This window comes from Sorangium sp. So ce295 (assembly GCF_051527405.1).
GTDB classification, from domain to species: domain Bacteria; phylum Myxococcota_A; class Polyangia; order Polyangiales; family Polyangiaceae; genus Sorangium; species Sorangium cellulosum_B.
The window spans coordinates 3609553-3633744 of sequence record NZ_CP150324.1 but is presented as its reverse complement, the minus strand read 5'-3'; the positions used below and the strand labels follow the sequence as shown (position 1 = coordinate 3633744).

Below are 24192 nucleotides of genomic sequence, written 5' to 3'. Positions count from 1 at the left end.
CGGGCTCGGCGCCGCTGCCGTCCGGGCGAGCGACACGCTATGCCTGCACCCGGGAACGCCGCGGAGGGAGCCGCCATTCTCTCGGAAATCCTCATCATCCTGGCCCTCGTGCTCGTGAACGGCGTCTTCTCGGGCGCCGAGATCGCGATCGTCACGGTCCGCAAGACGCGGCTCGACCAGCTCGTCCAGTCGGGGAGCCGCCGGGCGTGGGCGGTGAAGCGCTTGCGGGGCAACCCGGAGCGCTTCCTCGCCACCGTGCAGATCGGCATCACCGTCGTCGGCGCGACCGCGAGCGCCTTCGGCGGGTCGACCCTCGCGAAGGACCTCGCGCCGGTCCTCCGCGCGGTGCCGTGGGTCGGGGACGCGGCGGACGAGCTCGCGTTCGCCGCGGTGGTCGCGCTCGTCTCCTTCCTGTCGCTCGTCCTCGGCGAGCTCGTCCCGAAGTCGCTCGCGCTCCGCGCCTCGGAGCGGTACGCGATGCTCGTCGGCCCGCCGCTCCGCGGGCTCTCGTCGCTCGCCCGCCCGCTCGTCTGGCTGCTCACCGCCAGCTCCAACCTGGTGCTGAGGCTCTTCGGCGACCGCACGAACTTCGTCGAGGCGCGCCTCTCCCCGGAGGAGATCCAGCAGATCGTCGACGAGGCCGCCGAGGCGGGCTCGGTCGACAAGCGCGCCGGCGAGATCGCGTCCCGCGCCATCGATTTCGGCTGGCTCACCGCGCTCCAGGTGATGCTCCCCCGCGGCCGCGTCGTGGCGCTCCCGCGCGACGCGGCCGCCCCGGAGGTGCAGCGCGCCGTGCTGGAGCACGGCCACACGCGGATGCCGGTCTACGAGGGGTCGAACGACAACGTGATCGGCTACGTCACGATGCCGGAGGTGCTCGCGCTCCTCTGGGGCGACGGGCAGTTCTCGCTGGAGAGCATCCTGCGCCCGGCGTACTTCGTTGTCGGGTCGATGCCGGCCGTCGATCTCCTCGCCGAGCTGAAGCGGCGCCGGCTCCAGCTCGCCGTCGTCGTGGACGAGCAGGGCGGCATGATCGGCATCGTCACGATGGAGGACCTCGTCGAGGAGCTCGTCGGCGAGATCTTCGCCGAGAACGAGGCGCACCCGCCCCACGCAGAGACGATCCGGCGCGAGCCGGACGGGTCGGCGCTCGTGCCCGGCGACATGCCGGTCCACGAGGTCAGCCGGCAGCTCGCGATCGCGCTGCCGGACGACGTCCGCTGGTCGACGGTCGCGGGGCTCTGCCTGGGGCTCGCCCGGCGCATCCCCGCGCCCGGCGACGTCGTGACGACCCCGGACGGGGCGGAGCTCCACATCGTCGACGCGAGCCCGCGGCAGATCCGCACGGTGCGGGTCCGCATCCCGCCCGCGCATCCGAGCGAGCCCGAGGACGAGGAGCGGCACGGCGAGGGCTGAGCCGGCGCGACGCGTCAGGACGCAGCGGCGGGCGCGCCCGGGGGCCTCCGCTGGAAGTAGTCGACAACCACGTAGCGCCGGGCGAGGAGGCCGAAGACGACGGCCGCGATCAGGATGAGCGCCGCGAAGAAGAGGTATTGAAGCGCGCCCGTGAACACGTTGAGCGCCGCGACGCCGGCGGTGATCAGGTTGCCGACCGTCACGGTGAGGTTCCAGAAGCTCATGATGGTGCTCTTCATCTCCCGCGGCGCCTGGGAGTAGGCGAACTCGAGGCCCGTTGTGGACACCAGCACCTCGGCGAGCGTGATGAGCAGGTACGGCCCGGCCTGCCAGAGCACGCTCGGGCGCTCACCCGAGGTCATGGCGAGCTCGATGGCGGCGACCGCCACGAACGAGAGCCCCGCGATCGCCATGCCGGCCGTCATGCGGCCGAGCGCCGCGAGGCGGACGCCGCGCCGCTCGAGCGCGGGGTAGAGGATCATCGTGTTGAAGGGGATGATCAGCATCACGAGGAGGGGGTTCAGCGCCATGAGCTGCGACGGAGCGAGCTTGTGGCCGAGCACCTCGAGATCCATGCGGGTCGCCTGGACGATCCAGGTCGACCCCTTCTGGTCGAACAGCGCCCAGAACACCGGGATGGGGGCGAAGATCGTCATCACCCGCAGGACGGCCTTGGCGCCGTCGATCGCGCCCTCCGGGTGCCTGCCGAGCGCGGCGTCGAGGAAGTGCCCGCGCGCGGCGCTGCCACGCGCGTCGCGCCCCACCCGGACAGCGTCCCAGAGGACGCGGAGGAACGAGTGGGGGTTCTTGCCGGTCGGCGGCACGTGCACATACCGGTCGCGCCCACTCCAGAACACGAGCGTCGCGATGAACATGAGCGCGCCCGGGATCCCGAAAGCCACCCTCGGGCCCCACCACTCCAGCGTCTTCGGGATCAGCGCCGACGCGAAGAACGAGCCGAAGTTGATGATCCAGTAGAAGAGGGCGAACACGCTCTTGACGAGGTGCTTGTTCTCCTCGGAGAACTGGTCACCGACGTGCGCCGAGACACAGGGCTTGATGCCGCCCGAGCCGAGCGCGATGAGCGCGAGCCCCGCGTAGAAGCCGGCCGGACGGCTCTCGAAGACCGCGAGGCACGCGTGCCCCGCGCAATAGACGAGCGAGAGCCAGAGGATCGTCCGATACTTCCCGAGGAAGCGGTCGGACAGGAATCCCCCGAGGAGCGGGAAGAAATAGCAGGCGCTCACGAACAGGTGGTAATTGGCCTTGGCCACATGCTCGTGGATCAGCATGTAGTTGATCATGAAGAACGTTAAGATGTTCTTCATCCCGTAAAAGCTGAAGCGCTCGCACCCCTCGTTTCCGATGATGTACTTGATCTGAGGGGGAAATCGGTCGGTGCTAGTGCTAGGAGCGGTTTGCGTCATGGCAGGCCCTCGCGCGCGCCATCCCTCCGTAGACCGCCTCCCGCGCCAGGGCAATCCGCGCTGCCTCCATCCCCTCCGGAGAGCGCCGGCGCGGGCTGGCCTGGCCACGCGCGGCTAGGCCAGCCCGAGCAGCGCACCCTGTGGTCAAGGTGTGCGACGGTGGCAAAACGGCGCGCGCACGCGCCGGCGCAGATGACGATCGACGATCCACGCGCGGGATTCAGGCTGCAAGCATTGACATCCTGGAAGGCCATCGTCGTATCCTCCCGGTAGCTCCGCGTTACGACCCCCGTCGTCGGCGACTCTGCCGAGGGAAGGTTCATGGAAAAGCTCAAATCGCGCTTCAGGCTCGCGCCGACGTATACCCTGCTCTGGCTCGCTGCGGCGGCGCTCGCCTCCGTGGCATCGTGTTCGGACGGCGGCCCCAGCACGAGCGCGTGCGTCGCGCCGGAGACGGAGTGCGACGGCATCTGTATCAACACGGGCACGAGCACGAGCCACTGCGGCGCGTGCGGCGTGGCGTGCGACGGCGATCAGACCTGCCGCGACGGCGAGTGCGTGGCCGTGGCCGCGTGCGACGAAGGCCTCGCCGCGTGCGGCGACAGCTGCGTCGACCCCCAGAGCGACGAGGCGAACTGCGGCCGCTGTAACAACGCCTGCGAGGAGGGGCAGACCTGCGAGGCCGGCGAGTGCCAGGACGAGGGCGGCTGCCCCGTGGGGCGCACCGACTGCGGCGGCACGTGCGTCGACGTCGCGTCCGATCCGGACAACTGCGGCGAGTGCGGCGCGGCCTGCACGGACGGCCAGACCTGCGAGTCCGGCGAGTGCCAGGACGGCGAGTGCTCGGAGGGGCTCACCGACTGCGACGGCGCCTGCGTCAACCTCCAGAACGACGCCGGGAATTGCGGCGCGTGCGGCACCGCGTGCACGGACGACCAGACGTGCGTCGCCGGCGAATGCCAGGACGGCTGCGGCTCCGGGCTCACGGCCTGCGACGGCGTCGAGGTCTGCGTCGATCTCCAGACCAGCGCCGATCACTGCGGCGAGTGCGGCGCCGCGTGCAACGACTCGCAGGTCTGCCAGGCCGGGGCGTGCGCGTGCACGGTGAGCCCGGGCAACGATCTCGGCAGCGCCGTGCCGCAGATCGTCAACGGCACGACCGCGGGCCAGGCGAACACGTATTCCCCGACGTGCTCCGCCACGAGCTCGGGCGAGCGCATCTACTCGTTCACCGCCGCGACCGCGGGCGTCTACTCGTTCGACAGCACGAACTCCGGCTACAGCGTCGTCCTCGCCCTCCTCGACGCGACGGGCTGCTCCGAGCTCGCGTGCAGCGCCGACCCGAGCGCGGTCATCACGGCCGACCTCGCCACGGGCCAGACCGTCTACATCGTGGTCGACGGCGCGGAGGACCAGGCGGGCACCTTCGAGCTGAGCGTGACGCGTGCGAGCGCGCCGAGCTGCCCGGCGGGCACCCTCGCCTCGTCGGTGCCGCAGACGATCACCGGCAGCACGATCGGCCGACCCAACAGCGTGCGGCCGACCGTGACGACGGACTGCCGCCAATCGAGCAGCCCCGACGCGGGATACGCGTTCACGGCGCCGGTCGCCGGCGACTACACCTTCGATACGTTCGGATCGGCGTTCGACACGATGCTCCACGTGCACGAGGCGACGTGCAGGGGGGCTCAGCTCGCGTGCAACGACGACACGGACGTCGAGCAGTCGGAGGTCACGGTGACGCTCGCGGCGGGTCAGACCGTCGTGGTCGTGGTGGACGGCTCGACCGACACCAGCGACGGCGCGTTCACGCTCAACGTGAAGAGGGCCGTCCCGCCGCCTGTATGCGACAACTCGGGCACCTGCGGCGACGGCAGCTCGGGGTGCACCCGGTGCGCGCTCGAGACCAGCTGCGCCGACGAGCTCTCGGCGTGCACGGACAGCATCCCGTGCATGGAGTACGTGAGCTGCTTCCGTACGTGCGACACGGCCGCCTGCAAGGCGGCCTGCAGGACGGCAGACCCGGCCAGCGCGGACCTCTACGAAGCGATGATCCAGTGCGCCCACTGCGACGTGTGCCGGAACGATTGCAGCGGCTCGTCGGAGGTCGTGTGTCGCTGAGCGAGCGGGTGAAATAGAAACGCTGCGTCGCCCGTGTTACGAACGGGATGATGCAGCGCATCCTCCACGGCCACTTCTGGACGGTCGCTCCCTGGCTCAAGCATCAGATTCGCGCCCCGCGGCTCGCTCCGTCTTCCCCCTTCTCGGTCCACGTCGATGAGACTCCTGCCGGGCCCGTCCGGTTGCTCGGCAGGATCCGCCACCGAGAAGGCGCGGGCGCGATCCTCGTCGTCGTCCACGGGCTCGGCGGAACGAGCGAGAGTCATTATGTGGTCGAGGCCGCCCTGAGGGCCGAGCGCGCCGGGCTCGCCTGCCTGCGCATCAACCTGCGCGGCGCCGGGGGCGACGGAGACGACATCTACCACGCTGGCCTGTTCTCCGATCTCCACGCCGCCATCACCTCCCCCGAGCTCGACCGGTACGAGCGCGTGCTCGTGCTCGGCTACTCGCTGGGCGGGCATATCGCCCTCCGTTACGCGGCGTCGGGCTCGCTCGACGGGCGCGTCCACGCCGTGGCGGCCGTCTGCCCGCCGCTCGACCTGGAGCGAGCCGTCGCCGCCATCGATCAGCCCGAGCGGTGGGTTTACCGCAGGCACGTGATGGCCGGGCTGAAGGAGATGTACAGCGCCGTCGCCTCGCGCCGCGCCGTGCCCGTGCCCCTCGACGAGGCGCTCGCCATTCGCACGATCCGCGAATGGGACCGGCGCATCATGACGCGACGCTTCGGCTACCGGAGCGCGGAGGCCTACTACGCGAGCGAGAGCGCCGCCCCGCGCCTCCGCGACATCGCCGTCCCGTCGCTGATCGTCGCGGCGGAGGCCGACCCGATGGTGCCCCTCGACACGGTGCGGCCGGCGATCGAGGCCTGCCCGCGCTCGCCGCTGCTCGACGTGCAGTGGCTCCGGCACGGCGGGCACGTGGGCTTCCCGCGGACGCTGAGCCTCGGGTTCGGGGCGGCGCCGGGCCTCGAGTCCCAGGTCATCCACTGGCTCACGAGGCATTGACGCGCGGCCGCGGCGCGGCGGCGTCACCCGCGCGGCGCGGCGGGCGTCAGCGCGTAGACGTCGACGTCCACGCCCGGGCTATAGAGCACGTGCGGCGCCCCCGCCGGGGCGGGCAGGCCGGCCGCAGAGACGACGCTCTCCTCGACGTGGGTGACCTCGGCCCGGTGGAGCGGATAGGGCGCGTGGTGCACCTGCCCGATCCTGAGCGCGCCGCCGCTCGCGGCGAAGAGCAGGTAACGCTCGGCCAGGAAGTGCTCGAAGGTCCCCGGCGCCGCGGCGCCGCCGTCGATCGCCGCGCCGACGCGATAGCGCGCCTCGAAGCGCGCAGGCACGGGGCCCGGCCAGCGCCGCTCGCTGCGGTAACGGACCTCTCCGTCCCTCGATTCGAGATCCATCGAGGCGTAGTGATAGGGCAGGTGCCAGCCGACCCGGGCCGCGACGACCGCGATCGCCTTGGCCGCGTCCAGGCTGAAGAACCAGACGCCCGGCGCTCGCCCCTCCTGGTGAACGTAGGTGCGGACGTTGAGCTCGTGGAAGTTCGAGATCCCGGGCACGCTCGGCGACCACCAGGGGCTGACGTCGCGCATGGTGAAGGCGACGACGCCGACGTAGGCCCTGCCCTCGAAGGTGTCGAGTTCGAGCGCAGGCGGCACGACGGCGCGCAGCGCGGCGATCGGCGTCTCCCAGTGCAGGAAGAGCAGCTCTCTCCAGCGCTGGAAGCCTGCCGGACGGCCAGGAGGGCGGAGCGTGGGGGCGATTCGATCCACGGCGACCTCATCTTAGGATGGCGCGGGCCGAAGATCTCCTCTCGCGGCGGGCAATGGCATGGGGATATCCTGCGCGCGGGCCGAACGGGTACGGAGCGGAGGCAGGATGAAGAAGCTCATCAATGCGCCGGACGATCTCGTCGATGAGGCGCTCGAGGGGATGGCGCTCGCGCACGCCGAGCTCCTCCGGGTGAACGCCGCGCCGCGCTTCGTCACGCGCGCGGAGGCGAAGGGCAAGGGCAAGGTCGCGCTCCTCTCCGGCGGCGGCAGCGGGCACGAGCCGCTGCACGCCGGGTTCGTCGGGCGGGGCATGCTCGACGCCGCCTGCCCCGGCGCCGTGTTCACGAGCCCGACGCCCGACCAGATCTTCGAAGCGACGCGGGCAGTCGACGGCGACGCCGGCGTGCTCCACATCATCAAGAACTACACCGGTGATGTGATGAACTTCGAGATGGCCGCCGAGCTCGCGCGCGAGGCGGGAATCCCGGTGGAGGGCGTGCTCGTGAACGACGACGTGGCGGTCGAGGACAGCCTGTACACGGCCGGACGGCGCGGCGTGGGGACGACCGTCCTCGTCGAGAAGATCTGCGGCGGCGCCGCCGAGGCGGGCCGCCCGCTCGAGGAGGTGGCGGCGCTCGGCCGACGGGTCAACGCGCGCGGCCGCAGCATGGGGGTCGCGCTCTCCGCCTGCACGGTGCCGCACGCCGGCAAGCCGTCGTTCGAGCTCGGCCCTGGCGAGATGGAGGTCGGCATCGGCATCCACGGTGAGCCCGGCCGGCGGCGGGCCAAGCTGGAGCCGGCCGACCGGGTGGCCGAGATCCTGATGCAGCCGATCCTCGACGACCTGCCGTTCGAGCCGGGCGACGACGTGCTGCTGTTCGTCAACGGCATGGGCGGGACGCCGCTCCTCGAGCTCTACGTCCTGTACCGCAAGGCGCGCGCGATCGCGCAGGGCCGCGGCCTCAAGGTCGCGCGCAGCCTCGTGGGGTCGTACATCACGTCGCTCGAGATGGCCGGCGCGTCGGTGACCCTGCTCAAGCTCGACGACGAGATGCTCCGCTGGTGGGACGCGCCGGTGCACACGCCGGCGCTGCGCTGGGGGACCTGAGCCATGGACGCCTTGAACGGCGCGCACATCGCGGCGTGGATCGAGCGCGCGGCCGACGTCATGGAGCGCGAGAAGGTGCTCCTGACCGAGCTCGACGCGGCGATCGGCGACAGCGACCACGGCGTCAACATGGCGCGCGGCTTCACGGCGGTGCGCGCCCGGCTCGGCGGCCTCGATCACGGCGACGTCGGCGCGCTGCTGAAGGGCGTCGGGATGATCTTGCTCTCGACCGTCGGCGGGGCGAGCGGCCCGCTCTACGGCACGCTGTTCCGCGACGCGGGCCAGCGGGCGGCCGGCGCCGCGGCGCTCGATCTCGCGGCCCTGGCCGGGTGCCTCGAGGCGGGCCTCGACGGCGTGAAGCGGCGAGGCAAGGCGTCGCCCGGCGACAAGACGATGGTCGACGCGCTCTCCCCTGCGGTCGACGCGCTCAAGGCCGCGCTGAGCACGCCGGCGCCCACGGGCGATCCGGTGCGCTCCGCGCTCATGGACGGGCTCGCTCGCGCCGCCGAGGCGGCGCAGGCCGGCGCGCTCGCGACCGTGCCGCTCATCGCCCGCAAGGGCCGGGCGAGCTACCTCGGTGAGCGCAGCGCTGGGCACCAGGACCCCGGCGCCACGTCGTGTTCGCTCTTGCTGCGGAGCCTGGCCGCGACGGCAGGCGTATGAGCGGGGCGGCGGGCCGCGTCGGGCTCGTCCTGGTCTCGCACAGCCGCGTGCTCGCCGAGGCCACCGAGGCGCTGGCCCGCCAGATGACCGGCGAGGCGGTCGCCATCGCGTGCGCGGCGGGCGCGGGCGACGGCGGCACGGAGCTCGGCACCGACGCGACCGCGATCGCCGCGGCGATCGAGCGCGTCTGCGGGCCGGCCGGCGCCGTCGTGCTGATGGACATCGGCGGCGCGATCCTGAGCGCCGAGACGGCGCTCGAGCTCATCGATCCGGCCATCGCCGCGCGCACGCGCCTCACCGGCGGGCCGATCGTGGAAGGGGCGGTCGCGGCGGCCGTGCGGGCTGCAGCGGGCGGCACGCTCGATCAGGTCGCCGCGGAGGCGCGGCAGGCGCTCGTTCCGAAGGCCGAGCAGCTCGGCGAGGCGGAGCGCCCCGCGGCGGCGGTGGCCGCGACCGATGCGGCCGCCGCGGTGGCGGTGGCCGCGACCGATGCGGCCGCCGCGGTCGCGGCGGTCGAGCTCGCGATCGCCGATCCGGGCGGCCTGCACGCCCGCCCCGCCGCGCGGCTCATCACGCGCGCGGTGGCCTTCGACGCGGCGATCACCCTGGAGAACGTGACGGCCGCGCGCGGTCCGGTGCCGGCTTCGAGCCTGATCGCGCTCGCGTCCCTCGGGGCGCGCCGGGGCGACGTGCTGCGCTTGCGCGCGACCGGGCGGCAGGCGGTCGAGGCGGTCGACGCGCTCGCTGCGCTCCTGCAGCGCGACGCGCCGGCGGCCGCGCCTGCGGCGCCCCCCGCGTCGTGCCACGCGATCCCCGTCGCGCCCGGCGTCGCGCTCGGCCCCATGGTCCGGCTGGTGCGGTCGATGCCGGAGGTCCCCGAGACCACGGTCGACGACCCTGCGGCCGAGGCCGAGCGGCTGCGGCGGGCGCTCGTTCTGGCGGCGCAGGACCTCGGCAGCGCGCTGCGCGGCACCGACATCCTCGACGCCCATCAGGCGCTGCTCTGCGACCCGGCGCTCGTCGACGAGGCGATCGCCCGGATCGAGCGGGAGCGCTGCAACGCCGCCTGGGCCTTCCGCCAGGCGATCCACGCGGCGGCCGCGATCTACCGGCGGCTCGACGATCCGTACCTGCGGGCGCGCGAGGCCGACGTCCACGACGTGGGCGACGCCGTGATGCGCGCCCTGCTCGGCGGCGCCGCGGCGGTGCTGCCCGACGGCCCGCCGGCCGTCGTCGTGGCCGAGGACCTCACGCCGTCGGAGGCCGCGCGGCTCGATACGAGGCGGGTGCTCGGCGTCATCGACCGGCGCGGCGGTCCCACCTCGCACGCGGCCATCCTGCTGCGGAGCGCCGGCATCCCCGCGGTCGCCGGGGCCGCGGCGCTGGTGCCGGACGCGGGCGGCGCGCGAGCCGGCCTCGACGGGGCGACCGGCGAGGTGTGGCTCGACCCGGATCCCGAGACCACGATCGAGATCGAGCGGCGACAGGCGGCCCTCCGCGCGTCACGGCGACCGCCAGGCGCCCGGGACGGCCGGTTACGCCTCGCCTGCGGCCGCGAGGTCGAGCTCTGGGCGAACGTGGCCGGCCCCTCGGACGCGCGCGCCGCGCGCGAGGCTGGCGCCCTCGGGATCGGGCTCCTGCGCACCGAGATGCTGTTCCTGGACCGCGTGGACGAGCCTGGCGAGGACGAGCAGGCGGAGCTGCTCGCGGAGATCTTCGCGGCGTTCGCCGGCGCTCCCATCGTGGTCCGCACGCTCGACGCCGGCGGGGACAAGGCGCTGCCGTACCTCGAGCTCGACGCCGAGACGAACCCCAGCCTGGGCGTCCGCGGCGTCCGCCTCTCCCTCGCGCGGCCGGCGCTGCTCGAGGCGCAGCTCCGGGCGATCCTGGTCGCGGGGCGCGGCCATGACATCCGGGTGCTGGTCCCGATGGTCTCGACCGCCGCGGAGGTGAGCGCCGTGCGCGCCGCGCTGGAGCGCGCGCACGCGACGCTCGCGGCGACGGGCGCGGCGCACCGCTGGCCCGTGGCCACGGGCATCATGGTCGAGGTGCCGTCGGCGGCGCTCATGGCGGAGCGCCTCGCGCGCCAGGCCGACTTCTTCAGCATCGGGACCAACGATCTGACGCAGCACACGCTGGCGGCCGAGCGCGGTCACCCGCGGCTGCACGCGCTCGCGGATCCGGCGCACCCGGCCGTCCTGCGGCTCGTGCGCGGGGTGGTGGAGGCGGGGCACGCCGCGAAGCGGCCGGTCTCGGTGTGCGGCGAGGCCGCCGGCGATCCCGGCGTCGCGCCGCTCCTCGTCGGGCTCGGGATCACGCGCCTCAGCATGTGCGCCTCCGCGTTCGACGCGGTGGAGGACGCGCTCGCCGGCGCCTCGTTCGCCGATCTCGCCGCCGTCGCCGAGGAGGCGCTCGCGGTCGACGACGCGGCGGCGGCCCGCGCAGCCCGCGCGGCGGCGCGGCGTCCGGGCTGACGTCGGTGCGGTGACGGGGCGGGCAGAGGCCTGGCAAGGGACCGCCAGACGTCTGGCCAGTCCGGCGCCCGACCTCCCGAGCGATCCGGCCCGCGACCGTCGATGCGCCGCTCGCTACAGCGCCCCCGCCGGCGCGGCGCCCTCGTGCGCGGAGCGCGCGGTGGTGTCGCCCGAGGGCTGATTTGCCCGCACCGGGTGTCCCAGCAGGCACACGCCTTCTTCGGGCAGCTCCGTCGCCGCATCGCACGCCGCGAGCTCCCAGCCGGTCGCCTGTTCGGCGTCGGTCCCGGTGAGGTCTGCACCTCGGAGGTTGGCAGCGGTCAGATCGGCGGATCCGAAGGTCGACTCCATCAGCGCGGCGCCCGAGAGGTCCGCCCCGGCGAGGCGCGCGTTCCGAAAGCTGCTCTGGCCGAGATCGGCGCGGGAGAGATCGAGTCCCGACAGATCCAGCCCGTCGAAGCTGCGGTGACCGCTCCGCGCGAGGAGGCGTACGGCGGTGGACCGTTGCGCGGCGTCGCCCGAGACGAGCGTGGCGCGCAGCCGGAAGACCGCGAGGCGCGACGGATCGAGCCCATAAACGAGCGTCGCGGCGAACGCGGCGAGCACGAGGCGGGCGCCCAGGGAACGCGGGGCGTTGCGCTCGGCGCCGACGAGAGGCAGCGCGAACGTCAAGAGCGCCGCGCCCAGCGCGCTGCCGGCGTGCGCTGCCAGGAGGAGGCCGCGCGGAGGGATCTTCGCCAGGGCGACGGCGGCCGCGAGGACGAGGAGCAATGCGCCGCCGGCGAGCGCGAGGCGCAGCTCGGTCGACCGCGCGAGCTGGGGCGCGTCCGGCGCCCTCCGAGGGCCACCGGACACGGCGGCGCGGCGGACCGCCGGAGCCTCGCGCTCACCGGCCGCGCGGCGCGAGGCGCTGATCGCCACGCCCTGGCGGGGAACGTCGGTCGCGGGGGGCATCCGCTGCGACTCGGGTATCCGCTGCGACTCGGGTGGCGCCGAGATCCGTTGCGGTGACCACGCCGCCTCCATCCGCCGCGAGTCAGGCGCCGCCTCCACCCGCCGCGACTCCGGCGCCGCCTCCATCCGCCGCGAGTCAGGCGCCGCCTCCATCCGCCGCGACTCCGGCGCCGCCTCCATCCGCCGCGAGTCAGGCGCCGCCTCCATCCGCCGCGAGTCAGGCGCCGCGGGGCGACGGCTCCGCGCTGCGCTCTCGGGGACCGCGTCGGCGCTCGCGAGGGCGTCGCGCAGCGGCGAAGGGAACGACGCGACGTCGTCGAAGGACGCGCCCGCGCTCGCCAGCGCCAGGATGGCCTCCTCGTCGAAGCCGGAGCGCGCGCACGCCGACGGATCGACGCGCGCGCCCACGAGCGACCCCGCCGAGGAGAACGAGCGCGGGAGCTTGGCCCCGCGCAGATCCGCGGCCGCGAGCAGCGCCCCGCCGAGCAGCGCCCCCGAGAGGTCGGCCCAGCGCAGGTCGGCCCCGGTGAGGTCGGCGTTGATGAGCGACGCGGCGTCGAGCCGCGCCCCCCCGAGGTTCGCGCCGGTGAGCTTGGCCCCGTCGAGGCGCGCGCCCGCGAGGTTCGCGCCCTGGAGGTCGGCGCAACGCAGGTGCGCGGCCGCGAGGTCCGCGCCCGGGAGCTCGATGGCGGTGCTCTCGCCGCCGCGGCGCGACGAGAGGGCACCGAAGAGCGTGTGGAGAGCTGCGGTGTCCATGGCGGCGCCGCCTACTCGTCCGGGTCGATGGTGCCGATCGTGCTGGCGAACACCACCTGCCCGTCCTTCATGTAGCCGTCCAGCGCGAACCACGCGTGAATATTGTCCCCGTCGAGGTCGCCTCGCGCATAGGCGGCCCACCTGCGATCCTCCGGCACGTCCGCCGGAAAGTGGTTGACGGAGACGGGCATCGGAGAGCCGCCGAGTCGATATCGATACTGGTACGACTGAGGGTGGCTGATCGAGAACGCGAGGCACTTCCAGCCAACGGTCGGGCTGCCGGTGTTGTAGTCAACATTCGGGCTGGGGTCGGGCTGATATTTCTTCCCCTGGACACGAGAGAACCCGTTGGGCACCGTGACCGCATCGCTGCAGAGCGGCTGGGTCGCCGTGGTGCCCGACATCGCCTGGAGGCGCTCGGCCGAACCGACGACCGCCCTGGCGATGCCGCCGATCGTCTGCTTGGCCTCGGCCGATTTGGCGAACACGAGGTACTTGGACACCCCCTGGGTCCCCAGGGCGGCCAGGATCGCCACGACCCCGCCCGCGACCATCACCTCGACGAGCGAGAAACCTCGTTGACCTCGCCCTCGAGCCGCCCACTCCACGCCAGGTCGAAAATTTCTTGCCACGATACAACTATATACCGGGGCTGTTCATCGCTAAACAAGCACAACCCAGAGCGCTCTGGGCCATGGAACGCTGTTTGGTCGGGGGTTGTGGGGAGTGTGGTCGTGCGGGCGGCGCGACTCCCACGTAGGCCACGGAAGAAGCGATGTGGCGGCGCGGTGAGCGCCCGTGGTGCATCCTGCGCTCGGCGTCGTGTCAGTCGCGCCCGTCGCGCCCGTCGCTCCGGCACCGCGGCGAGCGAGGATGGGCGGTGAGCTCAGGCGCGCGGGCCAGCGGTCTTGGGCGGCGGATCCCCGGCGAGGAACGCTTCCAGCGCGTCGGCGATGCGCTCGCCGGTCTTGCCGTCCCACCCCTCGGGCACGGAGCCTCGCTTGGCGCGGCCGTCGAGGATGGCGTCGACCTCGCGCGCGATGAGCGCGGCGTCGAGCCCGACGACGATGTTCGTGCCCTGCGTCACGGTGATGGGCCGCTCGGTGCCCTGACGCATCGTGAGGCACGGGATCCCGAGCGCGGTCGTCTCTTCCTGGATGCCGCCGGAGTCGGTGGCGACGAGCAGCGCATTGCCCATCACGGTCACGAAATCGTCGTATCCGAGCGGCTCCATGATCCGGAGCCCCTTCGTCTCGCGGAGGCGCGCCGACAGCCCGAAGGACTCGGCGCGGGCGACGGTGCGCGGGTGGACGGGGAACACGGTCGGCAGGCGCTGCGCGATCGCCTCGAGCGCGTCGAGCGTCTCGGCGAGCCGCTCGGCGCTGTCGACGTTGGCCGGGCGGTGGAGCGTCGCGATCGCGTACTTCTTCGGCTCGAGCCCGAAGCGCGAGAGCGCGTCCGTCTGGCGCTTGAGGGCGTAGTGCACCGAGTCGATCATCACGTTGCCGACGAACCGGATTCGCTCGGGCGGGATGCCCTCCGCGAGCAGGTTGGGGTGGGCGTCGTGAGAGGGGGTGAGCAGGAGATCGGAGAGCTGGTCGGTGAGGATGCGGTTGATCTCCTCGGGCATCGTCCAGTCGCGCGAGCGCAGCCCGGACTCCACGTGGACGACGGGAATTCCGAGCTTGGACGCCGCGAGCGCGCCCGCGAGGGTGCTGGTGACGTCCCCGACGACGACAACCACCTTGGGCCGGTGCTCGATCATGTCGGCCTCGGCGCCGACGAGGACCGCCGCGGTCTGCTGGGCGTGCGAGCCGCCGCCTGCCTTAAGCGTGTGATCCGGCGTCGGCAGGCCGAGATCCCGGAAGAACACATCGCTCATCGTCGTGTCGAAGTGCTGCCCCGTGTGGAGCAGCCGCATCGGTAGACGGCGCGCCTTGAGGGCGCGGCAGATGGGGGCGAGCTTCATGAAGTTCGGGCGCGTCGCGGCGACGAGGTAGATCATCTCGACCGAGGATGATGCCGTGGTACTCGGCGCAGCACCAGCGTTTTGACGGAGCCGCGGGCGCGGCGCTCGGTATCGTCTCGGTATCGTCACTGCTTACGATTACGGTGACGACACCTACGCGCCGCGGTTCGCCATCGCGCCCGCGACGCCGCTCACGTCGGACGCGTCGGACCTGCGCTCGCGCTCCGCCGAGCGCCGCGCCCGGCGTGTGCGCCACCACCGCTCGGCGCTCATCACGGGCAGGATCGACATCGCCACCAGCGTCGACTTCACCCACGCGTCGAGCGAGAGCGGCGCGGAGCCGAACAGCGTGTGCATGAACGGCGCATAGACGAAGCAGAGCTGCAGCGCGAGCAGCGCGCCGATCCCGACGTAGACCCAGGGATTCGAGAAGAGCCCGATCTTCAGCATCGAATCGCGCAGCGACCGGCAGTTGAGCACGTAGAAGATCTGGAACAGCACGACCGTCGTGACCGCCGCGGTCTGGGCCTCGCGGTAGGCGATCTCCGAGACGACGCCGCCGCGCACCTCCGTGATGTACTCGTAAAAGAACAGCCCGATCGCCCCGGCCGTCATGAGGACCGCGACGATCGCCGTACGCACGAGCACGAACCGGCTCAGGATCGGCTCGCCCGGATCCCGGGGCGGGCGGCTCATCACGTCCTTCTCCATCGCCTCGAACGCGAGCGGCAGGGAGAGCGCCACCGTGGCGACCAGGTTGACCCAGAGGATCTGCACGGCCGTGATCGGCATGAGCGGCGCGCCCCCGACGATCGGGAAGGTCATCACCGCCACGAGCAGGATCAGCGCCTCGCCCAGGTTCGTCGGCAGCACGAACGCGAGCGCCTTGACCAGGTTGTCATAGACGCGGCGCCCCTCCTCGACCGCCGCCCGGATGCTCGCGAAGTTGTCGTCCGTCAGCACGACGTCGGCGGACTCCTTCGACACCGCGGTCCCCGTGATCCCCATGGCCACGCCGATGTCGGCCTGCTTGAGCGCGGGCGCGTCGTTCACGCCGTCGCCGGTCATCGCGACGACCTTCCCCTCGGCCTGCAGCGCCTTCACCAGGCGGAGCTTGTGCTCCGGCGCGACGCGGGCGAACACGTGCGTGGACGTCGCCGCCGCGCGCAGCTCGCCCTCCGAGAGCCGCGAGAGCTCGGTGCCGTTCATCGCGCGCGCCCCGTCGGGCACGAGCCCGAGCTGCCCGCCGATCGCCCGCGCGGTCGCCAGGTGGTCGCCCGTGATCATCTTCACGGTGATCCCGGCCGCGTGGCACGCCTTGATCGCGTCGATCGCCTCGGGCCGCGGCGGGTCGATCATCCCCTCCAGGCCGAGGAGCTCGAACCCCTCCGGGAGGTGCTCCTCGTCGAGCGAGGCCACGTCGCGGCCCGCCGGCCGCGAGGCCACGGCGAGCACGCGCATGCCCTGCGCCGCCATCTGCTCGACCTGCGCCATCGCCTGGGCCCGCCCCGCCTCGCCGATCGCGGCGCGGCCGAGCACCGCCTCGGGCGCCCCCTTCATGAAGATCACCCGGTCTCCGCCGGGGGCCTCGTGGAGCGTCGCCATGAGCTGCCGCTCCGACGAGAACGGGACGACATCGACGCGGCGGTGCTCCCGCCGCGTCCCCTCGACGTCCACGCCGAGCTTCTGGGCCGCGACGACGAGCGCTCCCTCCGTCGGGTCGCCCTCGATGCCGCAGGCGTCCCCCTCGCGCGTCATGCGGGCGTCGTTGCAGAGCAGCCCCGCGCGGAGCAGCGCGCGCACCGCCTCGGGCACCTCGCCGACCGGCGCGCCGTCGCGGCGGAGCTCGCCTTCGGGCGCGTAGCCGACGCCGGTCACCTCGAGCGCGGCTCCGGCCTGCTCGATCGCCGCCTCCCCTTGCGCGCCGGCGGCGGGCGTCCACAGGGCCCGGACCGTCATCTCGTTCCGCGTCAGCGTCCCGGTCTTGTCCGAGCAGATGACGCCCGTGCTGCCCAGCGTCTCGACCGCGGGCAGCTTCCGGATCACCGCGCGGCGCCGCGCCATCCGCTGCACGCCGATGGCGAGCGAGATGGTGATGATCGCGGGCAGCCCCTCCGGGATCGCGGCGACCGCGAGCGAGATGCCCGCGAGCATCGCGTCGACCGGCGGGTAGCCCCGGAGCAGCGCGACCCCGACGATGAGCAGCGCGACCGCGACGATCGCGACGGTCAGCACGCGGCCGACCTTGGCCATCGAGCGCGTGAGCGGCGTCTCGATCTCGGTCGCCTCGTGGAGCATCGAGGAGATGCGGCCGAGCTCGGTCGCGGCGCCCGTGGCGACGACCACCGCGGTGGCCGCGCCGCTGGTCACGAGCGTCCCGCCGAAGGCGAGGTTCTTGCGGTCGCCGACGCCGGCGTCCTCGGGGACCGGCGCGACGTGTTTGTCCGACGGCACCGACTCCCCGGTGAGCGCCGACTCGTCCACGTGGAGGTTCTTCACCGAGAGCAGCCGGGCGTCAGCCGGGACCTTGTCGCCGGCGTCGAGCACCACCACGTCGCCGGGGACCACGTCGGCGGCGGGGATCACGCTCCGCTGGCCGCCGCGCACGACCGTGGCCGTCTGGGGCACCATGTCGACGAGCGCCTCGATCGCCTTGCCCGCGCGGAGCTCCTGGACGAAGCCGATCGCCGTGTTGAGCACCACGACCGCCAGCACGACCGCGCCGTCGATCGCCTCGCCCATGGCCATCGCGAGGGCCGCCGACGCGAGCAGCACGTAGATGAGCGGGTCGTTGATCTGACGGAAGAGCAGCTTGAGCGGGCCGTCGCCCTTCGCGCGCTGGATCACGTTGGGCCCGACGTCCTTGAGCCGCCGGGCGGCCTCGTCGCCCGCGAGGCCGACCTCGGCGCTCTCGATCCTGGAGAGCACATCGGGGGCAGGCAGGCTGTGCCAGGCGATCGCGACCGACGGGGGGAGGACGCGTTGGGACATGGAGTCATCTCCTGCGGTGGCAGCCGCGCTGTGCGCGCTGTTCCGACCGGCTGTGGCTGCTCATCACGTGGTCTGCACGTGGCTGGCGCTTGGTTTCCCCTGCCATTTGGCACGTCTCATGCCAGACCACGCCAGGGCGGAAGCGGGCTGTTCAGCGCCCTGAGCGGCACGCGCGCCGACGTTCCGCGGGACCTTTTCACCCGGGTGGGGAAATTTGTCTCGCCAGCGCTCGCCCGCGCGCAGCACATTCGACCGGCGAGCACGCTGGCGTCACCCCACGACGACCAGCGCGTCGTGGGTAGTCGTGGGTAACCGAGCACCGGCGCGACGCTTTACGCGGGCGGGGCCGTCCTGTACACGCGCCGCGTGCGTCTGACCGTGCTCCTCCACGGCGATCCAAGGGCCCCGCAGCAGGCCCGCCTCGGCGCCGCGCTCGCCGCCCGGGGCCACCGGGTCATCGTCTGCGACGCGCCCGGGGTCGCGGCCGCCATCCAGCGCGAGTACGGGGAGCGCTGCGAGGAGCTGAGGCTCGTTTCTTCCCTGATCCCACAGGCGATCCGGCGCCTCTGGGCGCGTCGGCGCGTGCGCGAGCTCGGCGTCGACGTGGTGCACCTGAACTTCCTGCGCCCCTGGCACGACCTCTGGTCGAGGATGCGCGGGGGCCCGCCGATCGTCGCCACGGCGTGGGGATCCGACATCAACCCGGAGGTGCTCCACAAGTCGCGGCGGACGGTCCGGAGGGTCGACCACGTGCTGTCCCACGCCTCGGCCGTCAGCGCCGACAGCGTGCCCCTGCTGGCGAGGGCGCGGGCGCGCATGGGTGAGCGCGCCGGCGCCGTCCCCTGCGAGATCGTGCTCTGGGGCGTGGATCTCGCGACGTACGAGCGGCAAAGGTCGCTCGCCGGGGCGGCGCGCTTCCGGCGCGCGCTCGGGATCGAGCCCGGCAAACGCGTCCTCCTGAGCCCGCGGCAGACGAAGCCGCACTACCACGTCGATCGCATCCTCCGCGCCTTCGCCGCGAGCCGCTGGGCGAAGGAGGGCGTCCTCGTGATCAAGGTTCACGGCCGACCCGAGGAGCTCCCGTACGTGCAGACGCTCACGTCGATGATGCGCGAGCTCGGCGTCAGCGACAGCGTGAGGTTCGCCGAGCCGTGCCTGTACAGCGAGCTCCCTGGCCTCTACGTGATGGCCGACGCGGCGGTCTCGCTGCTGGAGGTCGACGGCGTGCCGTCCACGTTCTGCGAGCTCGCGGCGCTCGGCGTGCCGATCGTCGCGAGCGATCTGCCGGCCTACGAGGGCGTGCTCGCTCACGATCGCGCGCTCCTGGTCCCCGCCGCGGACCACACGGCGCTCGTCGCGGCGCTCGACCGGCTGCTCGACGAGCCCGAGCTCGGACCGCGCCTCGCGGAGCGCGGGCGCGCGTGGGCGGTGGAGCGCGCGGACTGGCAGCGGTGCGTCGACCAGTTCGAGGCGCTCTACCGCGCCACCGTCGCCACCGCCGCGGCGACCTCGGGCCAGCACGCGTAGCGGCCGGCGCGCGCTGCGCTCAGCGCGCCTGCGCCCCGCGCCGCCCCTCGGCGAGGCGCTCGAACAGCGCGACGATCTCGGCGACCTGCGTCTGCCGCGTGAGCTTCGCGATCTCGTCCTCCCGCCGGGCGGGCAGCTCCCCGCGGCGGAAGCGATCGTAGGCGCGCTCGATCGCCAGCGCCCCCAGCTCGACGTCGTCCGTGGGGACCGCCTCCCCCGCCCCCGTCCGCGACAGCACGAGCGCCGCGTCGGTCCCGGGCACCACGAAGGCGAGCACCGGCGGGCCTGCGGCGATGTACTCGTACAGCTTGCCGGGCGTCGAGAGCGGATCCAGCGCGCACAGCACGAGCGCGTCGGCGTCCCGGTAGCGGGCCACGATCTGGTCGTGCGGCACCGGCGCCTCGATCCGGAGGTGCGGCCGGAGGTGCGGGTACTTCCTGCCCTCCCGCTCCGCCCACGCGACCGCGCGGCTCACGATGGAGAGCTCGAAGCCCGGCAAGGCGCGCCGCGACAGGAGCCGCTCGGCCGCGCGGAACACCGGGGCGAGGTTGTAGTCGCCGTACATGTTGCCCGCGAACAGGAGGCGGAAGCGGCCGCCCCGGTCCGGCCGGGGCGCGTACGGCTCGGCGAAATCGTCCGCGTCGAAGCCGTTCCGCACGAGGCGCACCTTGTCCTCAGGGAGGCCGCGCCGCTCGACGAGCAGCGAGCGGAACGGGTCCGCCGTGACCAGCACCGCGTCGGCGCCCGCGAAGATGCGCTCCTCGACGCGCCGATCCACGCGCTGGCGCATCCGGGCGATCGGGCCCTCGCCGCGGTAGAGCGGCAGGAAGCTGTTGTCGGTCCACGGGTCCCGGAAATCGGCCACCCAGGGGACGCCGAGCGCGCGCCGCGCGCGGTCCCCGAGGAGGTGGGCCGTGAAGGGCGCCGACGTGCTGAACACGAGATCGAACCGCTCCTCACGGAGGATCGTCGAGAGCCGCTGCAGGGCGAAGGGAAACCAGCCGAGGTAGGCGTCGACCGGCAGGGCGCCGAAGAGCGTTCCGAAGCCGACCGCAGCGCGCGTGCGCTCCACGCGGACCCCGTGCGGGACCTTGGAGAGGAGCGAGCGATCGATCGCGGTCTTGCCGCGCTCGCCGGACGCGAGCACCACCGGCTCCCACCCGAGGGAGGGCGCAATCCGGCTGAGGTGCAGCGCGCGCTGCACGCCCGCGCCGCCGTGCGGAGGGTAGAAGTAGCTGATCAACAGGAAGCGGCGCTGCGGCATGTCGGAACCGCGCGCGTGATAACACACGGCCCCGCCCGATGGCGCCGCTCTCGAGGTGCCACGTCACGGCTCGCCACTTTGCCGTGGCGCCCCCGGCGCGCCGCGCGCCCGGGGCCAGCCGGACCTCCGCCGCGCAGCGCTGCCCCACCCCTCGATCCGGTGGATCAGCCGCGCATATAGGCAAAGGTCCCGTCGATGTTGAACAGCCGGGTCGCCTGGACGAGCTCGGTCACGGTCACGCCCACGCGCGGCAGGAGCCGCTCCGCGACGCCGCGGCTCAGGAGATCTTTGCGGAAGTAGCGCAGCTTTCGTGGGGCGACGTACCCCTCGAGCTCCGCGAACGTGAGGCGCTGGTACTCGGGCGTGCCGGGCACGTGGCGCCGCGAGATCACGTCGTAGAAGAAGAAGATGCCGCCAGGCTTGAGCTGGGCGATCGCCTTGTCCATGAGGCGCCGCTTGAGCTCTGCGTTGGTCACCGACGACAGCACGGCGAGCATCATCACCATGTCGAACGGCCCGCCGACATCGGCCTTCAGGAAATCGCCCGCCATGAAGCGGATGCCGGCGAAGCGCGATCGCGCGACGTCGGTGCGCTGCGCGATGAGATCGATGCCGGTGAGGCGCGAGGGGTCCGCGCCCAGCTCGACCAGCCACGCCAGGTTGGAGCCCGCTCCGCAGCCCACGTCGAGCACCGACATCTCGCGCAGCGCCTCGGGCGTGCGCACGCCGCACGCGACGAGCGCCTCGCGCATACGGCGCTGCCGCTGGCGCGCGACGAGGTACGGGTACGTATTGAGCAGGCTCGCCCAGGGGTTCGCCGGCAAGAAGCGCTCGGCGTAGTATCGGTTGATCGCCTCGAGATCCCGCTCGAAGCCGCCGCCCTCCCGGTCCTGGAGAAGTTGATCAGGCATCGCGGCACGCATGCCACGGCGGCCGCCGCGCAGGCAAGGATGTGCTACCGAGCCGCCATGCAGCACCAGCAGCCGGCCCGGGTGGATCCAGGCGCGCCGTCGAGCGCGTCGCAGGCCGCCCGGGAGGCGCCGGCGCCCGCCGAGGCGCAGGGGACGTCGCTCGCCGACCGGATCGGGATGATCGTCGGAGGGCAGTTCGTGAGCACCCTCATCATCCTCGTGCAGGGTGTCCTCGTCGTGCGCCTGCTCGGCAAGGCCGAATACGGCACGCTCGCGTTCTCGACGATGCTGTTCATGACGGGGCGCGATCTCGCGCAGCTCTACCTGCCGGAGTCGTTCCTCTACTTTGCGCCAAAGGTAACCCGCGCCGAGCTCCGTGGGCTGGTGCGGCAGAGCATGCTGCTCTTGCTCGGCCTCGGAGCGCTCTCCGCGCTCGCGTTCTCGGCCTTCGCCCTGGTCCCCAGCGTCTTCCTCGACGGCCGCGAGGGCGTCACGCAGCTCCTCCTGCTCATCGGCCTCATGAGCATGATCGCCTACCCGGCGAGCGTCTTCGGCCCGCTCTTCATCGCCACGAACAACCACCGCAAGTCCGCGGGCGTCGCGCTGGTCGTCACGCTCTCGAACGCCGCGGGCGCGATCGTCCCTGCGGCGTTCGGGTGCTCGATCGCCTGGATCTTGGCCGCCCAGTGCGCGGCCCAGGCCCTCCGGCTCTGGCTCTCGTACCGGCTCTATGCGCGGCTGTTCCAGGACGTCGCCGCGGCTCCGTTCCCGGGCGGCGTCAAGGCGCAGCTCGCCTACGCGTTCCCGCTCTCGGTGACGCGCTTCGCCGGCCTCTTCAACCAGAAGCTCGACAAGTTCGTCATCGGCCTCTTCTTCAGCGCGGGGCTCTACGCGGAGTTCGCCGTCGGCGCGCAGGAGCTCCCGCTCGTCAGCGTCCTCGCCTACTCCGTCGCCTCGACGATGCTCCCCGACCTCGTCGCCCGCGTCGAGAAGGGGCGGACGCCCGCGGAGGGCGCGAGGGCGGCGATCGACCTGTGGCACTCGGGCATCCGCAAGACGACGCTGATCATGCTCCCGATCGCGGCGTTCCTCCTCCTCCTCGCCGAGCCGCTCATGCGCACCATCTACGGCGACGCCTACGCCGGCGCCGCCGTCCCGTTTCGCATCTACTCCGCGCTCCTGCCGCTGCGCGTGACGGCGTACGCGATCCCGCTGATGGCGTTCGGAAAGACGTCGATGATCTTGCGTATCCAGGTGCTGTCGATGGTGTTCAACGCCGCGGCGAACCTGGCCCTCCTGCCCACGATCGGGATGGTCGGCGCGCCGCTCTCGGCCGTCCTGACCCAGGTGGTCGTGATCACCTCGACCGTGGTCTGCATCGCGCGCTTCTCCGGCGTCGGCCTCCGCGGCGTCTTCCCGTGGGGCCACTACGGGCGCGTCGCGGCCACCGCGATCGTGGCCGCCGCGCCGCTCGCCGCGTTCCTGCTCACGGGCGCGGCCGACAGGCGCCCCGCCCTCTGCCTCGCGCTCGGCGCCCCGCTCTATACGGGGCTCTACCTCGTGGCCGCTCGGATCACCGGCCTGCTCGCCCCCGAGGACCGGGCGTTCGTCGCGCGCTGGCTCCGCCTCGAGCCGCTGCGCGGCCGCCACGGCTGATGCGTCCGCGCGCGTCGCACCCTCGCTGTCTCGGGCGGCGACACGAGGGCTGCGGACGCGGAATCCGCGCATGCCGCTTCAAAGCGCGGCTCGGCTGGAAGGCCTCGCCTGGAACGCGGGAAATGCTTGATAGTCTTCCGATCGTCCATCGCGCGGCTCCCGCCTTCGTGTGGATTTCCCGCCGAGCGGTGTTCTACGCTTAGTTGCCGGCCTCATCGGCGCCTTGTGCGATGGAGACGACCATGAGCGAAGACCAGGAAGCAGGGTTCGTCCTCCGGGTCATCTCCGGCCCCCTGGCCGGGCAGAGCGCCCGCATCCCTGGCGACCGTCCATTGCTCGTTGGCCGCGCGCCTGAATCGGATCTCTCGATCACGAGCGACGGTGAGCTCTCTGCCCTGCATTTCTCGGTGGAGCAGATCGACGGCAGCTACCTGCTCCGCGATCTGGGCAGCCGCAACGGGACGCAGGTCAACCGCGAGCCGGCGCGCGAGGTGTCGCTCCGTGACGGCGACGAGATCCGCGCGGGGGCGACCCTGTTCGCGGTGATGCACCGCGAGGCGAACCGCCGCTGCGCGCCGACCGAGCCCGCCCCGCCCTCGCGCCGCACGCGGAGGACCGCGGCGCGCGCGACGGGGGCGCCGTTCGCTGCGTCGGCGCGGGCGCGGCTCCGGCAGGAGCGCTCGCCCCTCTTCGCCGTGGTCGACGCCGCCCGGGACCCGCGCATCCGGCTGCTGCTCGGCGAGGCGGGCGAGCAGAGCGCCTCGCTCTATACCGGCTTCCAGGGCGAGATCCTCGCCGACGTCGGCCCCACGCTGGTGCGCCTCCCGCACGGGTCCAGGCTGCTCGACGCCCTGGTCGACGGCGGCTGGGGCGACTGCTGGGGCGTCTTCCTGACGAGCGACCGCCCGTTCAGCGACGTGCGGAAGCACCTCCACAGATTTCTCCTGGTCGAGAGCAGAACAGGCAAGCAGCAGTATTTCCGGTTCTACGATCCACGCGTGCTCCGTGGCTTCCTGCCCACGTGTGGTCCGCGAAAGCTCGAGGCGCTGTTCGAGCAGGTCGAGGCCTTCGCCATGGAGGCCGAGGATCCGGGGAAGCTGCTGCGCTTCACCGCCCGAGGCGGCAAGGCGCTGCGCGAGGAATCGGCGCTGGAACGCGAAGGCTGACGGCCCGCGCCGGCGCGG

General features: G+C 72.7%; 17 protein-coding genes. 9 read left to right on the top strand and 8 right to left on the bottom strand.

Going from position 1 to position 24192, the window contains the following annotated elements; translation table 11 throughout:
- Positions 1-39 precede the first annotated feature (39 nt).
- On the top strand, positions 40-1416 hold the full coding sequence (locus tag WMF11_RS13945) for a hemolysin family protein (protein WP_437977809.1): 1377 nt from the start codon (positions 40-42) through the stop codon (positions 1414-1416).
- A gap of 14 nt (positions 1417-1430) precedes the next feature.
- On the opposite strand, the gene WMF11_RS13940 is transcribed toward WMF11_RS13945, so the two are convergent.
- Entirely contained in the window at positions 1431-2843 is a 1413-nt protein-coding gene (locus WMF11_RS13940; RefSeq protein WP_437908903.1) for a POT family MFS transporter, read from the bottom strand.
- A 321-nt stretch (positions 2844-3164) separates the two neighbouring features.
- Between WMF11_RS13940 and WMF11_RS13935 the strand changes: the two genes are divergently transcribed.
- Entirely contained in the window at positions 3165-4964 is a 1800-nt protein-coding gene (locus tag WMF11_RS13935; RefSeq protein WP_437977808.1) for an MXAN_6577-like cysteine-rich protein, read from the top strand.
- A gap of 47 nt (positions 4965-5011) precedes the next feature.
- Positions 5012-5968: a YheT family hydrolase gene (locus WMF11_RS13930; protein WP_437977807.1), complete on the top strand. Its 957-nt coding sequence runs from the start codon at positions 5012-5014 to the stop codon at positions 5966-5968.
- Between the two features lie 23 nt (positions 5969-5991).
- On the opposite strand, the gene WMF11_RS13925 is transcribed toward WMF11_RS13930, so the two are convergent.
- Positions 5992-6735 carry a YqjF family protein gene (locus tag WMF11_RS13925; protein WP_437977806.1) on the bottom strand — a complete coding sequence of 248 codons (744 nt, stop codon included), beginning with the start codon at positions 6733-6735 and terminating at the stop codon, positions 5992-5994.
- A gap of 106 nt (positions 6736-6841) precedes the next feature.
- Here WMF11_RS13925 and dhaK point away from each other — a divergent pair, with 106 nt between their 5' ends.
- Genes dhaK through ptsP form a run of 3 tightly spaced genes read left to right on the top strand, consistent with a single transcriptional unit; the run spans position 6842 to position 10980 of the window.
- On the top strand, positions 6842-7843 hold the full coding sequence (gene dhaK / locus WMF11_RS13920; protein ID WP_437977805.1) for a dihydroxyacetone kinase subunit DhaK: 1002 nt from the start codon (positions 6842-6844) through the stop codon (positions 7841-7843).
- 3 nt (positions 7844-7846) lie between these two features.
- Positions 7847-8506, top strand: a complete 660-nt coding sequence (dhaL, locus tag WMF11_RS13915; RefSeq protein WP_437977804.1) for a dihydroxyacetone kinase subunit DhaL — start codon at positions 7847-7849, stop codon at positions 8504-8506.
- Positions 8503-10980 (top strand): phosphoenolpyruvate--protein phosphotransferase, encoded by a 2478-nt coding sequence (ptsP, locus tag WMF11_RS13910; RefSeq protein ID WP_437977803.1) that lies wholly within the window; start codon positions 8503-8505, stop codon positions 10978-10980. Before dhaL ends, ptsP begins: the two co-directional genes overlap by 4 nt.
- 114 nt (positions 10981-11094) lie before the next feature.
- On the opposite strand, the gene WMF11_RS13905 is transcribed toward ptsP, so the two are convergent.
- From WMF11_RS13905 to WMF11_RS13890, 4 genes are all read right to left on the bottom strand, one after another.
- Positions 11095-12690, bottom strand: a complete 1596-nt coding sequence (locus WMF11_RS13905; protein WP_437977802.1) for a pentapeptide repeat-containing protein — start codon at positions 12688-12690, stop codon at positions 11095-11097.
- Positions 12691-12701: 11 nt separating this feature from the next.
- Complete coding sequence (locus WMF11_RS13900; RefSeq protein WP_437977801.1) at positions 12702-13322, bottom strand: pilin; 621 nt, start codon at positions 13320-13322, stop codon at positions 12702-12704.
- A gap of 254 nt (positions 13323-13576) precedes the next feature.
- On the bottom strand, positions 13577-14695 hold the full coding sequence (gene wecB / locus WMF11_RS13895; RefSeq protein ID WP_437535334.1) for a non-hydrolyzing UDP-N-acetylglucosamine 2-epimerase: 1119 nt from the start codon (positions 14693-14695) through the stop codon (positions 13577-13579).
- Positions 14696-14812: 117 nt separating this feature from the next.
- Complete coding sequence (locus tag WMF11_RS13890; protein ID WP_437977800.1) at positions 14813-17650, bottom strand: cation-translocating P-type ATPase; 2838 nt, start codon at positions 17648-17650, stop codon at positions 14813-14815.
- A gap of 366 nt (positions 17651-18016) precedes the next feature.
- Between WMF11_RS13890 and WMF11_RS13885 the strand changes: the two genes are divergently transcribed.
- On the top strand, positions 18017-19177 hold the full coding sequence (locus tag WMF11_RS13885; RefSeq protein ID WP_437908893.1) for a glycosyltransferase family 4 protein: 1161 nt from the start codon (positions 18017-18019) through the stop codon (positions 19175-19177).
- 19 nt (positions 19178-19196) lie between these two features.
- Here the strand turns inward: WMF11_RS13885 and WMF11_RS13880 are convergent, their stop codons facing one another.
- Both WMF11_RS13880 and WMF11_RS13875 read right to left on the bottom strand, forming a co-directional pair.
- A complete protein-coding gene (locus WMF11_RS13880; RefSeq protein ID WP_437977799.1) occupies positions 19197-20441 on the bottom strand; it encodes a glycosyltransferase family 4 protein in 1245 nt (414 codons plus the stop codon).
- A gap of 164 nt (positions 20442-20605) precedes the next feature.
- Entirely contained in the window at positions 20606-21352 is a 747-nt protein-coding gene (locus tag WMF11_RS13875; RefSeq protein WP_437552312.1) for a class I SAM-dependent methyltransferase, read from the bottom strand.
- 57 nt (positions 21353-21409) lie between these two features.
- Between WMF11_RS13875 and WMF11_RS13870 the strand changes: the two genes are divergently transcribed.
- Both WMF11_RS13870 and WMF11_RS13865 read left to right on the top strand, forming a co-directional pair.
- Positions 21410-23008: a lipopolysaccharide biosynthesis protein gene (locus tag WMF11_RS13870; RefSeq protein WP_437977798.1), complete on the top strand. Its 1599-nt coding sequence runs from the start codon at positions 21410-21412 to the stop codon at positions 23006-23008.
- Positions 23009-23250: 242 nt separating this feature from the next.
- On the top strand, positions 23251-24174 hold the full coding sequence (locus tag WMF11_RS13865; protein ID WP_437977797.1) for a DUF4123 domain-containing protein: 924 nt from the start codon (positions 23251-23253) through the stop codon (positions 24172-24174).
- The last annotated feature ends 18 nt before the right edge of the window (positions 24175-24192 follow it).